Source organism: Embleya scabrispora, assembly GCF_002024165.1.
Taxonomy (GTDB): domain Bacteria; phylum Actinomycetota; class Actinomycetes; order Streptomycetales; family Streptomycetaceae; genus Embleya; species Embleya scabrispora_A.
This window is the reverse complement of record NZ_MWQN01000004.1, coordinates 957,228-973,161: the sequence shown is the minus strand read 5'-3', so window position 1 is coordinate 973,161 and position 15,934 is coordinate 957,228. Positions and strand designations below refer to the sequence as shown.

15 protein-coding genes and 1 pseudogene are annotated in these 15,934 nt (G+C 73.5%); 13 read left to right on the top strand and 3 right to left on the bottom strand.

Features of this window, described 5'->3' with window-relative positions:
* Positions 1–227: pseudogene (locus tag B4N89_RS44740) on the top strand (SAM-dependent methyltransferase); the annotation flags it as partial.
* 102 nt (positions 228–329) lie between these two features.
* On the opposite strand, the gene B4N89_RS44735 reads toward B4N89_RS44740, so the two are convergent.
* Together B4N89_RS44735 and B4N89_RS44730 are read right to left on the bottom strand one after the other, a co-directional pair.
* A complete protein-coding gene (locus tag B4N89_RS44735; protein WP_078982345.1) occupies positions 330–1,025 on the bottom strand; it encodes a response regulator in 696 nt (231 codons plus the stop codon).
* Entirely contained in the window at positions 1,010–2,323 is a 1,314-nt protein-coding gene (locus B4N89_RS44730; protein ID WP_321170761.1) for a sensor histidine kinase, read from the bottom strand. Before B4N89_RS44730 ends, B4N89_RS44735 begins: the two co-directional genes overlap by 16 nt.
* A gap of 222 nt (positions 2,324–2,545) precedes the next feature.
* On the opposite strand from B4N89_RS44730, the gene B4N89_RS44725 reads away from it, so the two are divergent.
* The 6 genes from B4N89_RS44725 to B4N89_RS44705 all read left to right on the top strand — a co-directional run bounded on the left by B4N89_RS44725 (position 2,546) and on the right by B4N89_RS44705 (position 9,566).
* Positions 2,546–3,238 (top strand): ABC transporter ATP-binding protein, encoded by a 693-nt coding sequence (locus tag B4N89_RS44725; protein ID WP_101897557.1) that lies wholly within the window; start codon positions 2,546–2,548, stop codon positions 3,236–3,238.
* A complete protein-coding gene (locus B4N89_RS44720; protein WP_078982343.1) occupies positions 3,235–5,685 on the top strand; it encodes an FtsX-like permease family protein in 2,451 nt (816 codons plus the stop codon). The genes B4N89_RS44725 and B4N89_RS44720 overlap by 4 nt, the downstream gene beginning before the upstream one ends.
* A 135-nt stretch (positions 5,686–5,820) precedes the next feature.
* On the top strand, positions 5,821–5,958 hold the full coding sequence (locus B4N89_RS50400) for a hypothetical protein (protein WP_161501033.1): 138 nt from the start codon (positions 5,821–5,823) through the stop codon (positions 5,956–5,958).
* A gap of 205 nt (positions 5,959–6,163) precedes the next feature.
* Positions 6,164–6,469: a hypothetical protein gene (locus tag B4N89_RS44715; RefSeq protein WP_078982342.1), complete on the top strand. Its 306-nt coding sequence runs from the start codon at positions 6,164–6,166 to the stop codon at positions 6,467–6,469.
* Positions 6,470–6,627: 158 nt separating this feature from the next.
* Complete coding sequence (locus B4N89_RS44710; protein ID WP_078982341.1) at positions 6,628–8,481, top strand: DUF4157 domain-containing protein; 1,854 nt, start codon at positions 6,628–6,630, stop codon at positions 8,479–8,481.
* A 263-nt stretch (positions 8,482–8,744) separates the two neighbouring features.
* On the top strand, positions 8,745–9,566 hold the full coding sequence (locus B4N89_RS44705; RefSeq protein ID WP_078982340.1) for a tryptophan 2,3-dioxygenase: 822 nt from the start codon (positions 8,745–8,747) through the stop codon (positions 9,564–9,566).
* A 15-nt stretch (positions 9,567–9,581) separates the two neighbouring features.
* On the opposite strand, the gene B4N89_RS44700 is transcribed toward B4N89_RS44705, so the two are convergent.
* Entirely contained in the window at positions 9,582–10,649 is a 1,068-nt protein-coding gene (locus B4N89_RS44700) for a KR domain-containing protein (protein ID WP_161501032.1), read from the bottom strand.
* Positions 10,650–10,878: 229 nt separating this feature from the next.
* Here B4N89_RS44700 and B4N89_RS44695 point away from each other — a divergent pair, with 229 nt between their 5' ends.
* The 6 genes from B4N89_RS44695 to B4N89_RS44670 all read left to right on the top strand — a co-directional run bounded on the left by B4N89_RS44695 (position 10,879) and on the right by B4N89_RS44670 (position 15,884).
* Entirely contained in the window at positions 10,879–12,087 is a 1,209-nt protein-coding gene (locus B4N89_RS44695; RefSeq protein WP_078982338.1) for a cytochrome P450, read from the top strand.
* Between the two features lie 124 nt (positions 12,088–12,211).
* Entirely contained in the window at positions 12,212–12,715 is a 504-nt protein-coding gene (locus B4N89_RS44690; protein ID WP_078982337.1) for a GNAT family N-acetyltransferase, read from the top strand.
* 309 nt (positions 12,716–13,024) lie between these two features.
* Positions 13,025–13,207: a hypothetical protein gene (locus B4N89_RS44685; RefSeq protein ID WP_143658317.1), complete on the top strand. Its 183-nt coding sequence runs from the start codon at positions 13,025–13,027 to the stop codon at positions 13,205–13,207.
* A complete protein-coding gene (locus B4N89_RS44680) occupies positions 13,204–14,109 on the top strand; it encodes a sigma factor (RefSeq protein ID WP_078982335.1) in 906 nt (301 codons plus the stop codon). The genes B4N89_RS44685 and B4N89_RS44680 overlap by 4 nt, the downstream gene beginning before the upstream one ends.
* Positions 14,106–14,756: a hypothetical protein gene (locus B4N89_RS44675; RefSeq protein ID WP_078982334.1), complete on the top strand. Its 651-nt coding sequence runs from the start codon at positions 14,106–14,108 to the stop codon at positions 14,754–14,756. Before B4N89_RS44680 ends, B4N89_RS44675 begins: the two co-directional genes overlap by 4 nt.
* Before the next feature lie 144 nt (positions 14,757–14,900).
* Entirely contained in the window at positions 14,901–15,884 is a 984-nt protein-coding gene (locus B4N89_RS44670) for a GlxA family transcriptional regulator (protein WP_078982333.1), read from the top strand.
* The last annotated feature ends 50 nt before the right edge of the window (positions 15,885–15,934 follow it).

Sequence of the window (15,934 nt, the reverse complement as noted above, 5' to 3'; positions counted from 1 at the left end):
GCGCCGAGACCACCGCCAACGTCACGGTCGAGTGGCAGCACGGCATCGGCGAGGTGGTCAGCGCGCTGACCGCGACGGGCCTGCGCCTGGAGTTCCTGCACGAACACGACCACACCCTGTTCGCCCGTTTTCCCGCGCTGGAGGAACGGTCGGGCATCTACCGCTACCCGGCGGACTCCCCGAGGGTCCCGCTGATGTACTCCCTACGCGCCGGCAAACCGGCGTAGGACCTGTCCGAACGGCCCTTCCCCGCAGGTGATTTCCGGCCGGGGACGGGCGCGGCGGTCGCGCCGGCGGGGCGGGTCGGGGGTGCGGGTCGGGGGTGCGGGTCAGGGGGGCGATCCCGGGGAGATCAGGCCGGATTCGTAGGCCAGGACGACCGCTTGGACACGGTCGCGCAGGTCGAGTTTGTTGAGGATTCGGCCGATGTGGGTCTTGATCGTGGTCGGGCTCAGGGTGAGGCGGTCGGCCAGTTCGGCGTTGCTGAGGCCGGTGGCGAGCAGGCGCAGGACTTCGAGTTCGCGGGGGGTGAGATCGGAGAGGTCGCGGTGCAGCGCGGCGGGGGGTTCGTCGCGGTGGGCGAAACGTTCGATCAGGCGCCGGGTGATGGTGGGGGCGAGCAGGGCGTCGCCGGAGCGCACCAGGCGTACCGCCGCGACCAGGTGTTCGGGGGTGACGTCCTTGAGCAGGAAGCCGCTCGCGCCGGCGGTGAGCGCGGCGTAGACATAGTGGTCGAGGTCGTAGGTGGTCAGGATGATCACCCGGGTGCCGTCGGCGCCGTCCGGGCGTTCGGCGAGGATGCGGCGGGTGGCCTCGATGCCGTCCATGCGCGGCATGCGGATGTCCATCAGCACCACGTCGGGACGGGTACGCCGGACCGCGGCCACCGCGTCGGCGCCGTCGGCCACCTCGGCCACGACCTCGATGCCGTCCGCGCTCAGGATCATCCCGAACCCGGTGCGCACCAGGGCCTGATCGTCGGCGATCACCGCGCGCAGCGGCGCCCCGCTCACGCCGTCCGCCACGGGATGTGCGCCCGGATCCGGTAGCCGCCGGTCAGCGTCGGTCCGGCGGTCAACTCGCCGGAGTAGAGCGCGAGCCGTTCGCGCAGCCCGAGCAGGCCCCGCCCGCTGCCGCCGCCGACCGGTGTCGGTCCGGCCGGCGCGACACCGGTGTCGGTGACCTCGATCTCCAGCCGCTCTCCGGTGTAGCCGATCGTCACGTGCGCGTCGGCGCCGGGCGCGTGCTTGATCGTGTTGGTCAGCGCCTCCTGCACCACGCGGTAGGCGGTCAGGTCGACTCCCGGTGGCAGCGGCTCGGGGGGCAGCGACACGGCCAGGCGTACGGGTGTCCCGGCCGCGCGGACCCGGTCGATCAGCGCGTCGAGCCGGTCCAGGCCCGGCTGCGGCTCGAGTTCGTCGGGGCGTTCGGCGTCGGGGGCGGCGAGCAGCCCCATCACGTGGCGCAGTTCGGCCATCGCGGCCCGCCCGCCGGCCTCGACCGCGAGCAGCGCCGCCTTCGATCGTTCCGGCGCCGCGTCCATCACCGTGCGGGCCGCCCCCGCCTGGATCACCATCACGCTCACATTGTGGGTCACCACGTCGTGCAACTCGGCGGCGATCCGGGATCGTTCCTCCTCGACGGCCCGGCGGGTGGCCTCGGCCTGGGCGCGTTCGAGGTCGGCGTATCGCTGCCGACCGGCCGCCAGCTGCCGCTGCCAGAACAACACCAGACCGGCCAGGGCGCCCGCGATCAGGATCACCACCCCCGGGCTGGACCAGCCGGGCAACATCGGCGCGGTGTCCCGGAACGCGGCGCCGGCCAGCACGGCGGCCAGACCCAGGACGACCACCGCGCGGCTTCGATAGCGGCTGTGCACCACGGCGCTGTAGGCGGCCAGGACGCAGGTGGTCACGTTGATCCAGGACGCGTGGTCCTCGCCGATGCGCACCGTCGCGCCGAGGATCACCGCGAAGGCGACCAGCGGATACCGGCGCCGGGCCGCCAGCGGCAGCGCGGACAGCACGACCAACGGCCAGGCCCCCGGGTCGAGTCCGTGCTCTTCCGGCGGCGCGAACCAGGGCAGCGGCGGCTCCGTCGGCTCCGGTGGCTCGGGCGGCATCGGTTGATCGCCCACCGGACCGATCGGCCCCGGCCCGGCGTCCGGATAGCGCGCCGCGACCACCAGCGCGATCAAGGTCAGCACCACCGCGAGCAACAGATCGGCGTACCGCGCCCGCCGCGACAGCGGCGCCGGCTCGGCATCAGGGCGCAGCACGACCCCCAGTTGCCCGCGCCATCGGCGCCAATCGTCCCTGAACACCGGCCCATTGTGCGACCTGCCCGCCGGCCGCCGCATCCCCCCGCACGACCGGTGCCCCGGGCCGAGCGGCGTACGTCGCAGGGATGACCCCGCCCGCGGATCCTTCCCGGGAAGGGCCGGATGTCGGCGCGGCGGCCGACGCGCCGCGAGCACCCGCGCCCCTAGCGTCGCCGGGCCGGCAGACACACGCCCCTCCCACAACGCCAAGGACGGACGACTCCCATGACCCCTGTGATCGAACTCGCGGGTGTGGCCAAGCGCTACGACGCCGGCGGAGCGCCCGCGCTCGGCCCGCTCGACCTCGGCGTGGCCCGCGGCGAGGCGCTGGCGGTGACCGGTCCCTCCGGCAGCGGCAAGTCCACGCTGCTCAACCTGATCGCCGGCCTCGACCGACCGAGCCAGGGCACGGTGACCGTGGCCGGGCAGCGCATCGACGGGCTGAGCGAGCACGCGCTGGCCCGCTTCCGCCGCGAACACATCGGCATGGTCTTCCAGTTCTTCAACCTCCTCGACGACCTCACGGTGAGCGACAACATCCGGCTTCCGGCGCAGTTGACCGGAACCGGCCGACGCAAGACGGCGGCGCGGGCCGACGAGCTGATGGAGGTGCTGGGCATCGCGAAGCACGCCCGCGCCTACCCGGGGCGACTGTCCGGCGGGGAGCGCCAGCGGGTCGCGGTGGCGAGGGCGCTGGTCAACCGGCCCGCACTGCTGCTGGCCGACGAGCCGACCGGGGCGCTGGACAGCGCCTCCGGCGCGGACGTGCGGGAGTTGCTGACCGAGTTGCACCGCGACGGGCAGACCATCGTGCTCGTCACGCACGATCCGGCGCTGGCCCGGGCGTGTGCGAGCCGGGCGATCCACCTCGTCGACGGGCACCTGGCGCTCGACCCGCACGCGGAGGCGATCCGATGATCGGGCTCGGCGGCGCGCTCGGCCGGGTGGTCCGCTCCGGGGTGTCCAGGCGGCGGGTGCAGACCGTGGTGATCGCGTTGGCCACGATGATGGCCGTGGCCTCGGCGGTGGTCGCCGGCTCGCTCGTGGTCGCCGCGAACGCGCCCTTCGACCACGCCTTCGCCCACCAGCACGGGGCGCACCTGAGCGCCCAGTTCGACCCGGGCAGGGTGGGCGCGGCGGACCTGGCGGCCACCGGGCACCTGACCGGCGTCACCGTGAGCGCGGGACCGTACCCGACCGCGACGATGCATCCCACCGACGGGCGCGGCGGGCACTTCCCGGCGCTCACCGTCGCCGGTCGCGCCGGCCCGCACGCGGCCGTCGACGACCTCGACCTCACCTCGGGCCGCTGGGCGGAGAAACCGGGCGAGATCGTACTGTCCACCGAGTTCGCCGGCCCCGACATGGCCCTCGGCTCCACCCTGACCGGCTCCGACGCCCCCGGCGCGCCGATCCTGACCGTGGTCGGCGTCGCCCGATCGGTGAGCCGCACGGCCGGTGCCTGGGTCACTCCGGACCAGGTCGCCGCGCTCGCGTCCACGAACGAGCCGGCCGGGTCGCAGATGCTCTATCGCTTCGCCGCCGCCGGGACGGACGGCAAGGTCGCCGAGCGCCGGGCCGAGATCGAGTCGGCGGTGCCGGCGGGGGCGTTCCTGGGCGCCCGATCCCACCTGGACACCAAGCGCGCGGCCGACGGCAACGCCGCGCCGACCATCCCGTTCCTGACCGCGTTCGGCGTGCTCGGCATCGCCATGTCGGTGATCATCGTCGGCAGCGTGGTCAGCGGCGCGGTCGGCACCGGGTTGCGCCGGATCGGCATCCTCAAGGCGATCGGCTTCACCCCGCGCGAGGTGGTGCGCGCCTATGTGGCCCAGGCGTTGGTGCCGGCCGCCGTCGGCATCGGGCTCGGCGTGGTGCTCGGGAACCTGATGGCGCTGCCGCTCCTGGCGGACACCGAACAGCTCTACGACGACACCTCGTTGTCCGTGGCCTGGTGGGTGGACGTGCTGGTCGCGGTCGGCGCGCTCGTCGTGGTCGGGGTCGCCGCGCTGGTGCCGGCGCTGCGGGCGGGTCGGCTGCGTACGATCGAGGCGATCGCGGTCGGCCGGGCGCCGCGTACGGGGCGGGGACGGTGGGCGTACCGGGTGACCGGGCGGCTGCCGCTGCCCCGGGCGCTGACGTACGGTCTCGCGAGCCCGTTCGCGCACCCCGTGCGGAGCCTCGCGATGGTGCTCGCGGTGGTGTTCGGCACCGTCGCGGCGACGTTCGCGGTGGGCCTGACCGCGTCGCTGAACGCGGTCGGGGACGCGCAGGACCCGGAGAACCGGGCGGCGGTCACGGTGATCGCCGGCGGCGCGGGCGGACCGGGCGGGGCGCCGGCGGGCGGTGCGGGCCCGGGGGTGAACGCGGGCCCGGCGGGCGGCAACGCCCCCGCCGGCGGCGCGGGGCCGGGCGGCGGCAACGCCTCTGCCGGGGGTGGTCCTTCCCCCGCCGACTCGGCGCGGATCCGGGACGCGGTGGTGGCCGCGCCCGGCACCGCCACGAGCTACGGCATGGCATCCGTCGACGTCACCGTCACCGGCATCCCCGGCGCGGTCCGGGCCGCGCTGTACCAGGGCGACTCGCGGCCCGGCGGCTACCCGATGATCGCCGGGCACTGGCTCGACGGCCCGGGGCAGGTCGTGGTGCCCACCCGGTTCCTGGCCCGCACCGGCACCCGGATCGGCGACACGATCCGGGTCACCCACCAGGGCGACGCCCAGGGCCTGCGGATCGTCGGCGAGGCCTTCGACACCTCGGACGACGGCACCCGGATCCACGCCGACATGGCCTCCTTCGCCTCGGCCCGCCCCGACGTGTACCTGATCGGCCTCAAGCCCGGCGTGTCCCGCGACCGCTACGCCACCGATCTCGCCCGGGTGGTGGAGCCGTTGGGCGGCGCGGTGCTCGGCCGCGACGCGTCCTCGGGCCGGGACGGCCTGATCCTGGTCCTGGACGCGATGGCCGCGCTGCTCACCTTGATGCTGGTCGCCGTTGCGGGGCTGGGTGTGCTCAACTCGGTCGTGCTCGACACCCGGGAGCGGGTGCACGACCTCGGCGTCTGCAAGGCGCTCGGGATGACCCCGCGGCAGACGGTGGGCCTCGTGCTCGCCTCGGTGGTCGGAATCGGTGTGGCCGGCGGCCTGATCGGAGTCCCGGTCGGCTACGCGCTGCACGGCTACGTGGTGCCGAGGATGGGCCACGCCGCCGGCACGAACCTGCCGCCGAGCGTGCTCGACGTGTACGACCTTCCCGAGTTGACCCTCCTGGGCCTGGCGGGCGTCGCCATCGCGGCCCTCGGCGCCCTCCTCCCGGCGACCTGGGCGGCCCGAACCCGCACGGCCACGGCGCTGCGCACCGAGTAGGGCGGCGACACGCGCCGGCACCCCGTACCGCCCCGCCCGATCCGCGCCGCCGATCCGCCCTGCCCCGATGCCCGGTTCGGGGCCGGGTGGGCCGGTCTCGCGGACGGGCGGGTCGGTAGGCCGCGTGTGTGGGGTTTGCGATCTTCCGGTCGTGTCGTCGGCCGAGCGATCGACGACCGGACCGACGGCGCCAGGGAACTCGCGAGCGTGGTGGGCGAGTTGCCGAAGTACGCGCAGACCAGGGTGACCGACTACGAGGAGTACGTGGGCTGATCGCGGGGCGACCGGGATCGAATCCGGTCAGTCTTCCATACCCGCGCGACCACGACGAGGCGCCTCGGCCGGCCCCCGCGCGCCGGTCGTCTCGTCCGCCTGGCAGCATGCCCCGCGTGAACCGTACGGCCCCCCGCCCCCGCCCGACCACCTCCCGGACTCCTTCTGGGAGCGCGTCGAGGACGTGTGCCGGGACCCCGGGGGCGTGGACGCCGCCCTGCTCGCCATGGACCCGGCCGACCTCGTCCGCTTCCACCGCGAATTCCTGGACGCCGTGGTCGAGTTGCCGGACGATCCGTTCACCCCGTACCTGCCGGACTCGGAGGACGGCGCCGAGGACGTCGCGCACTGGGTGGTGAGTCGGGGCCGGGCGTACTACCGCTCCCTGTGGGCGAAGCCCGAAACATTCCCGGCCTGGCGGCCCGGACTGCCCGGGGTGCACGTCGGGCAGATCGCGAGCGTCCACCACGACCTCACCGGCGAGTCGCTCGACTGGGATTGGGAGGACTGAGTCCGCCCCACCCGTCGTACCCCGCCCCTCCCGCCCCGGCCGATCGTGGCCGGATCTCGCCGCAGGTTCCCTCGGGTGTGCGCGAAACGCCGCCGAGCCCGTACCGGAACGCCTACTTTCGGGGCCATTGTCGGATCGGACCGACCTGGGGGGTTGGGATGAGCAGCGGGCATGGCATGGCGCCGGGCGTGCGCGGCGGGTTCGAGGAGTTGTTCGGCACCGGATTCGCGGGGGTGCGGATCCACGAAGGGATACTGGGCGAAGGCGGGTTCGGGACACGTCGAGCCGCCTGCGCGCACGGCGCGGACGTCGCGTTCGGGCCCGGCGACTACGACCCGTACAGCGCCCGGGGGCGCGAGCTGATCGGGCACGAGTTGGCGCACGTGTTGCAGCAGCGGTACGGCCGGGTGCGGCCCGGCGGGCCGGCGGCGGCCCTGGAGGCCGAGGCGATCGCGGCCGGGCGGCGGATCGCCCTCGGCCTGCCGGTGCGAATCCCGGGCGCGCCACGACCCGGCACCGGGCGCGGCCGAGCCGTCACGCAGTTCTACACACCGCATGCCGCGGGCGGCGGGGCGCCGTTCGTGGTCGTCGGGGGCGCGCACCACGCGCCCGTGCAGCCGCAGGACTCGTTCATCGTGCAGGCCAAGGCGCCCGGAGGGCAGTCGTTCATGACCGGCGGCGCCGCGCCGGTGGTGCGACTGGAGGCGACCGATCCGGCCGCGGTGACCCTGCGCGTGTCGGACAACCAGCGGATGGCGGTCGAGCACTGCGACCTGGGACTGCGCCAGCCCAAGTGCTTCTACGCCACGCAGGCCATCGTCGACGCGAGCAATGCCCGCCTGGCGCTGATCAATTCGCGATTCCGCCTGGTGGCCGACCCGCCCGGACCCAACCAGCGCCGGATCACCATCGGCGCGAACACCCTGCTGCGGGTGCTGCCGCGCAACCACGTTTCGGGGGTGACCGGCCTGGCCATGCAGTGCAATCAGCCGTGCAACGAGATGGTGTCCCACGTGATCGCCGCGCCGTTTCCGGCGCCGCGCTTCGAGAACGACCCGCACGTACCGCCGCACCACATGATCGAATACCACGTCGCCCGGGCGCTGTTGCCCCCGCCGCAGCCTCCCGTGCTCGACGACACCAGCCTGGTGACGGTCGCCGACACCGCGCGCACGATCGCCTCGGCGTACGGCGCGGCCGCGCACGCGCCGACCCCCGGGTTCACCGCCGACCTGCGTACGTTCGGCCTGAACGACCACGTCGCCCCGGCCGTGGGCGAGGCGTTCCTGACCGTCGGCCTGGTCGTCACCGCCCCCACCGTGGGCCTGGCCCAGGGCAGTTACCCCACCCAGACGGACTTCTACCGACCCACCGCCCTGGGCGTCAACCCCGTCCTGCTCAGCAGCCGCACCTGGGGCGACCACTGGGCGGGCGTGGTCGCGGCGGACGGGTCGGACGTGATCACCCTGGAGAACTACGCGCGCAACGCCGAGGACGCGATACCGAGCCCGGACGAGCGCTACTACTTCCAGATGTACCAGACCGACCCGGCCGCTCCCGGCACCACGTGGCACACCGCGTGGACGACCGTGCCGATGATCCCGATCCCCGCGCCGATCCCGGTCGTGCCCGCGCCGCACCCGGCGCCGACCCACCAGCCGGCCACGCCGGGCGTACGCAGCTTCGCGAATCCGCTGACCATGCGGGTGACCGGGCCGGTCACCCGCTGGAACACGATCGCCGACACGCTGTACGGCGCGGTGGCGACGAACACGATCTGGGACGCGTACGGCAACATCGCGGGCGCCGCCGACGCGGACGCCGAGATCCGCGAGGTGCTCAAGGGCCTGCGGTACGCCAACGTGCAGCTGGGCCTGGCGGACCGGGGGAGCAAGGTGCGCAACGACGCCTGGGTACTGGCCCTCACCCACGCGGTGGCGGCGGCCCGGTTCCCGGAGAACGTCCAGGCGCTGCTGCACACCCACGAGCGGGTGGTCCGGCTGGTGCGATGAGGCCCTGACACCGCGAGCACGGCGGGTGCGGGGACGGCGCTCGGGCCGCCTCCGCACCCCGGCTCGCGGCCCGCTTCGCAGCCCCATCAGGCAGGGTTTACGAACATAAGCACGACCCCGCACAACGTGTTGTGATCATGACATCCGACCCGCGCGTTTCCGTGTGTCGGCCATTCCTGAAAGGCCCCGACCGGCACAGGATGGTGCCCGTCGTCTCCGAGCCCATCGGAACGGTTGACAGCCCGCGAGGAGAGGACGCGCCGATGAGCGACGCGCCGAACAGCACGGACACCGCAGACACGGTGGACACCGCAGACACCGCAGACATCACGTACGGCAGCTATCTGCGGCTGGACACCCTGCTGTCCTGCCAGCAGCCGGCCACCGACGCGCACGACGAGATGTTGTTCGTCGTCATCCACCAGGTCTACGAGCTGTGGTTCAAGCAGATCCTGCACGAGGTGGCGCTGCTCCAGAGGCACCTGGAGACCGGGAACAGCGCGGGCGCGCTGCATACGGCGCGGCGGGTGGCCAAGATCCTGAAGACCGTGGTCGGCCAACTCGACATCCTGGAGACCATGACGCCCCGCCAGTTCGCGTCGTTCCGGGACGCGCTCGGCACCTCCAGCGGGTTTCAGTCGGCCCAGTTCCGCGAGCTCGAAGCGGTGCTCGGGCGCCGCGAGTTCGGCGGTTACGACCTGGACCGGGACGACCGGCTCAAGGCCGCCGCACACCGCCCGTCCGTGTTCGACTCGCTGCTGCGCCACCTCGCCGCCCTCGGCTACCCGGTGCCCGCGCGGGTCCTGGACCGCGATCCGAGTCTCGCGTGGCGGGCCGACCCGGATGTGCAGGCGAGCCTGGAGGCGGTCTACCGCGACGAGACCGGACACGCCGCGCAGGTCTGCGAGGCCCTCGTCGACATCGACGAGGGCCTTCAGGAGTGGCGCTACCGGCACATGAAGATGGTCGAGCGCACCATCGGCGCCAAGCTCGGCACGGGCGGCTCGTCCGGCGCGGCCTATCTGCGCTCCACCCTGTTCAACCCGGTCTTCCCGGACCTGTGGGAGGTCAGGTCGAAGGCCTGATGAGGCGAACCGCGATCAGGCCCCGGCCAGGACCGCGTCCAGCCGGGCCGCACGGGCCGGGATCTCGTCGACGGCGATCGGTTCGGCCAGGTCCGGCGCGATGCCCGCGACCGCGCGGTGTGCGGCGGCGGTGAGCCGGACCGTGCCGTCGGCGTCGATCCGGTCGATGCCGTCGCCGGCGGCGAGGCGTTCGTTGAAGGCGATCGCGTCGGCCTCGGCCAGGCCCGGCGGCAGGTCCAGGGACACGACGCCGTCGACGATCCGGACCGGGTATCCGCCCGGCCGGCCCGCCGGCGCGGCGGTGGAGTGGCGCAGCGCGCGGGCGCCCGGCAACAGCGCCTCCAGGACCGGGAGTACGGCGGCGCCGGTGACCGCGTTGTGGCGCAGGCCGGGCGCGAGCGGCGGCGCCTGGTAGGCCAGTGCGTCGTCGCGCAGGCCGTCCTCGCCCAGATGCACCCGGCAGGCCAGGTCCGGGTCGGCGGGCCGCCGCGCCGCCATGACGCCGATCACCTGCGCGTGATGGGCGAGGACGCGGATCAGCGGCAGCGGCCGATCGGGGTTCGCGGCGCGCAGCGCGGCCCGCACCCGCAGGTGGACCATCGCGGCGTTGCCCAGCCCGACGGTGGGGGCCAGGCCCAGGCGGGCCAGCACCGGCCCGGTCACGTCCGGGAAGGACAGGTTCGCCACGGGGCCGGTGTACCCGGCGGCACGGGTGGCCCGCATGACGGACAGGATCAGCGGCAGCTGGTACGGCAGCCGCAGGCCGAGGCCGGCGGCGACGACCGCCTCGGCGGCGGGATCGGTACGGCCGGCGAGCGCCCAGGGGCTGCGCAGCGACGCGCAGTGCACGATCAGGTCGGGGCGGAGCTTGTCGATCAGTCCGGCCACCTCCTCCGACCGGGACGCGTCGAGCCGGACCGCCTCGACGAGGCAGTCACGGGAACTGGCCACCGTCGCAGCCACCGCGTCGCCCTCGGTCGAGCGGCCGGCCAATACCAGGCGCCGTCCGGGACCGCCGGCGGCCAAGCCGTCGGCGACCCGCTCGCCCATGTCCCCCACGCCGATGATCAAAATCGTGGTCATCGGCCGATCGTAGGGGCCGGATCGACCTGCCGTAAGGCCAATGCAGGCCACGTGCCGGGAGCGGCGCCGGCCGCGTCGCACCGCACCCGACACCGGCGTCGGGACCGGACCGGGACGTGTGCGGGACCGCCGCCCCACGCGTTCGGGACGCCCGCGCGCCGATCGTGGAGGGCACATGTCGCCGGTATCGCCGGAGAACGACGCGCCCCCGTGGACTGGGAGACACACGATGACCACCGACGAGCAGGTATGGGCATGCCCGTTCCGGCACGACGAGGCCCTGGAGCCCGATCCGACGATGAGCCGGATGCGCACCGAGGCGCCGGTCGCCCGGGTCCGCATGCCGTACGGCGAGGGGCGCTGCTGGCTGGTCACCCGGCACGCGGACGTCCGCCTCGTCACCTCGGACCGGCGGTTCAGTCGGGCGGCGCTGGTGGGTACCGACTTCCCCCGGATCACCCCGGCGCCGATCGCCCAGTCCGAGGCGATCAACCTGATGGACCCGCCCACCCTCAACCGGGTTCGCCGACTGGTGGTCAAGGCGTTCGGCAACGCACAGGTGGAGAAGCTGCGGCCGTGGACGCAGCGTGTGGTGGACGAACTGCTCGCCGGGATCACCGAGCGCGGCGCACCGGCCGACCTGATGGAACTGTTCGCCGGGCAGCTGCCGTTGCGCACGATCAGCGAACTCCTCGACGTCCCGGAGGAAGACCGGCCCCGGATGCGTCGCCACGCCATCGCGATGATGTCGATGAAGCCGGCCGACCAGGCAGTGGCCGCCGAGGGAAAGGCCGGTCTGCGCGCCTACTTCGCCGAGCTGTCCGCCGCGCGGCGCCGCGAACCGGGCGACGACCTGATCAGCGCGCTGGCGAGTGCCCGCGTCGGCGACGAGATGTTGGACGAGGACGAACTCGCGGTGCTGGTGATGCTGTTGATGGTCACCGGGCACGACACCACCACCTACGAGATCGGCAACATCGTCTACACGCTGCTGACCCATCCGAGCCACCTGGCCGAACTGCGCGCCCATCCCGACCGGTTGCCCAGGGCCCTGGAGGAGTTGTTGCGCTTCATCCCCTTCCGCCAGGGTGTCGGCATCCCGCGGGTGGCCCTGGAGGACGTGGACTTCGACGGCGTCACGGTGCGGGCCGGCGACACGGTGCACGTGTCGTATCTGACCGCCAACCGCGACGGCGCGGTGTACGAGCGGCCCGACGAACTCGACTTCGACCGGGAGAAGCCGGCCTCGCACATGGCGTTCGGGTACGGCACCCACCACTGCCTGGGCGCACACCTGGCCCGGATGGAGATGGAGGTGTGCATCGGCTCGCTGCTGGCCGCCTTCCCGGATCTGCGACTGGCCGTACCGGCCGAGCAGGTGCGGTGGAACACGGTGTCCATCTGGCGCTTCCCGCTCGCGCTCCCGGTCGCCTGGTGACCGGGCGCCGTGCACAGGCGGCCATTCGGTGGCAGATCACCCGAACGGCTCTGCCGGGATCACTCGTTGGAGCGGGCGTCCCTGCGACGGCCTCGCTGTCCGCGAGCCTCGATAGCCTGTCGCAATGGGCAAGAGTTTGATGTATCTGGAGATGACCGCGCCCGACGAACTGCGGCCGTCACGGCCCGTCGAGGCACTGGGACTGCGGCGGGTCGAGCCCTCGCCCGAGGTGTACGCGCTCCAGGCGCGCATCGGCGCGCCCTACGGCTGGCGCAGTACGGAGCGCACCGACCGCGACTGGGCCGAACTTCGCGCCGCCCACCCGCTGCGCGAGTCCTGGCTGATCACCTACCGGGGGGAGAGCGCCGGCATCGGCAACCTCGAACCGCAGCCCGGCGGCGTGGTCGAGGTGGTCACCTTCGGCCTGCTCCCCGAATACGTCGGCAAGGGCCTGGGCGGCTGGGCCCTGACCCTGGTGCTCCGTCGGGCGTGGGCCACCCCGCCGCTCCCGGACGCCCCGTTCGTGCGCCGGGTCTGGCTGCACACCTCGTCCGAGGACCACGTCAACGCCCTGAAGAACTACCGCAGTCGGGGCCTGCGCCTCTACGGCGTGGAAGCACACGCCTAGCGGCACCCACCGGCCACCGGCCGGAACCCTACCCGGTACGCGAAGGCGTTTCCGCGGTTGCGGATCGACGCGATGGAGCCGGGTTCACCAAGACCGATCCGAACACCGGGCGGCGTTCGGCCTGGTGGGGCGACAACGCGTAGTCGTTCGGACGCGGTACGCGAGATTTTGCGGTTCCGGCTTGGACGGCGGGTGGTCGGCCGGCGAGGTAGGGGGTGAGAGGCCTTCGGGTCTCGTGGACACCGTCGGGCGCAACAGCCGGCGCGCCCGGCGGTGTCCACGCCGGACTTCACGGAAGGAACCGCTGCCTTGAACAACATCCTCGGCCCCGAGGCCAGACAACTGTGGCTGGTCATAGGCGTGTTGGTCGTCGTCGTGCGCGCGCCGCTCGGTGCCCTGATGCGTGGCTTCACGCTTCCCGAGCCGCACCGCCACTGCGGCCACGGGTATCGCAGCACACACTCCGCGCGCGGAAAGGGCGGCGGACGATGACCGAACCCCGACACCCCGAGCAGGCCCAAGCCGTGGACGTGGACCTGGTGGACCTCCTGCGCAACGACTTCGTCGCCTTCTGCCACAGCCACCAACTCACGCTCACCCGCTTCGCCTACGACCACCTGGGCTCGCGCCCGGAGGCCGAGGACATCGTCGCCGACGTGCTGCTCGCCCTGTTCCAACGTTGGGACGACGTCCTGCGCGAGCCCGCGCCGCCCGTCAAGCGCGCGTTCCGGATGCTCACCGACGCCCTGGAGGACCGCCGGCTGCGGCGCGACCTGGTCCGGGACACCGTGGACCGCCGGCGCCCCGCCCCCGGCGGTCCGGTGATCGACGCGCCCGCGGACTTCGTCCGGTTCTGTCGCGAGCACCAGCAGACCCTGATCGACCACGCCTGGAAGAGCCTGGGCTGCGCGCACGACGCGGACGAGGCGGTCGCCGACGTGCTGCTCGCGCTGTCCCGACGCTGGTCCGAGATCGTGCGCCACCCCAGTCCGCCGCTCGCGCTCGCCTTCGGGATCCTGCGTCGCCGGGTGGTGGACATCCGGCGACGGCGCGGGCGCTCCCCCGAGGTGCTGGTCGACTTCACCGCGCCCGGCGCCCCCGACATGGTCTCGACCGGCAACGGCGACCCGGCCGCGATGGTGCCCCACCTGGACATCCTGGATCGCACCATCGCCGCGATGCCGGTCAAGCGGGCCACCTGCGCCCGCCTGCACCTGGTCATGCAACTGCCGCTCCAGGACGTCGCCGACTACCTGGGGGTGACCATCTCCACCGTCCGCAGCCACGTACACGCGGCCCGCAAACAACTCGCCACCGCGTTGGAGCGGGCCCGCCACGTGCATCCCGACCCCACCCCGTCGTCCCCATCGCACCCTCGGGAACCGAATACATGAACCACCTCAATGCCCTCGACCACGCCCTCCAACAGCGCCGCCGCGACATGGACGCGGCCTTCGCCGACTACGACGCCGGCGCCGCGACCCGCCGTCTGGCCGAGCGCATCGTCCAGGAACAACTGCTGGCCGCCCTGGTCCGCCCGGGCACCATCGGTTCACAACGCGGCACCGGTTTCGCGGACGCGCACGCCGCGCAGAACGCGGCGGCGGCGCACCTGGAACAGCTGTGCCAGGCCGTGGTGGCCCGGCCGACCACCGGCCCCCTCCTCGGCGACTTCGTGCACGAACGCGAGGCCGACGGGGCGCTGGTGTTCGGGTGCCTGCTGTATCTGACCGGGCGGCCCGCGCCGGCGGCGTTCTGGTGGCGGTACGCGGCCGGCGCCGACGACGTCGAGGCGATGCGCCTGTTGACCCTGCACCACCGGATCGAGGGCGAACCGCAGGACGCCCACCACTGGGCGGGCCGGCTGCACGCGGCCAGGCCCACGCCGGCTCCCGCCGAGACCCAGGGCGCGGGCGACCCGGAGGCGTATGTCGCCCGGGTGGAGCCGGGCATCGAGGAGGTCGACGACCCCGACCTCGGCGAGATCTGTAGACCCAACGACCGCTTCCCCCGCCTCCTGGCCGCCGCCGGCCACGGATGACCGTCACGTGGCGGGCGCGCTCCGGGCCTCCCGGACGCGCCCGCCACGTTCGTGCGCGGCTTCTCCCCGCCTCGACGCGTCGATGGCCGAATGTGACAGATACCCGTCATTGCGGCCATCGGGCACGACCGCCACGATGGACGCATGTCCACTCCACACCGCGTCGTGATCGCGGTCTTCCCCGACGTCGACCTGCTCGACGTCACCGGCCCGGCCGAGGTCTTCGCGCTGGCCAACCGGGAGACCGCCGGCGCGGCGGGGTACGTGGTCCGCCTGGCGGGCCCCGAGGCCGGCCCGGTCGGCACGTCGGCCGGCGTACGGATCCTCGCGGACGTGGCCTTCGCCGAGGTGGGGGCCGCGGTGGACACGCTGCTCGTCCCCGGCGCCGTGGCGATGGGCCCGGACGGTCCGGTGGCCCTGGTCGACGACGCCGTCGTGGCGTGGGTCGCGGCCACCGCGCCGCACGCCCGCCGGGTCGCGTCGGTCTGCGTGGGCGCGCACGTGCTCGCCGCCGCGGGCCTCCTGGACGGGCGGCGGGCGACCACGCACTGGTCGACCGCCGCGCAACTGGCCGCCGATCACCCCGAGGTACGGGTCGACGCCGACCCGATCTTCGTGCGCTCCGGCCGGGTCTGGACCGGGGCGGGGATCAGCGCCTGCATGGACTTGGCGCTGGCCCTGGTGGCCGAGGACCACGGCGAGGACCTGGCCCTCGCGGTGGCCCGGCAGTTGGTGATGTATCTGCGCCGACAGGGCGGCCAGAGCCAGTTCAGCGTGCCGCTGAGCCGGCCCGCGACCGGCCGGCGGGACATCGAGGAACTGCGGGTGTACATCACCGAGCACCTGGACCACGACCTGTCCGCCTCCGCGCTGGCCGGGCGGATGTGCCTGAGCGAGCGCCAGTTCGCCCGGGTCTTCCGGCAGGAGACCGGCACCGGCGCGGCGGCCTACGTGGAGGCCGCGCGGGTCGAGGCGGCCCGCCGGCTCCTGGAGAGCACCGACGAACCCCTGGAAGCGGTCGCGGCGGCCACCGGATTCGGCTCGGTGGAAACCCTGCACCGGGCCTTCCGCAAGCAACTCACCACCACCCCGGCCGGCTACCGCCGTCGCTTCCGCACGGTGTCCTGAGCCCCGGCAACGAACCCGCGCGGCCCGGCGGCTTCGCCATGCCCGAAAGC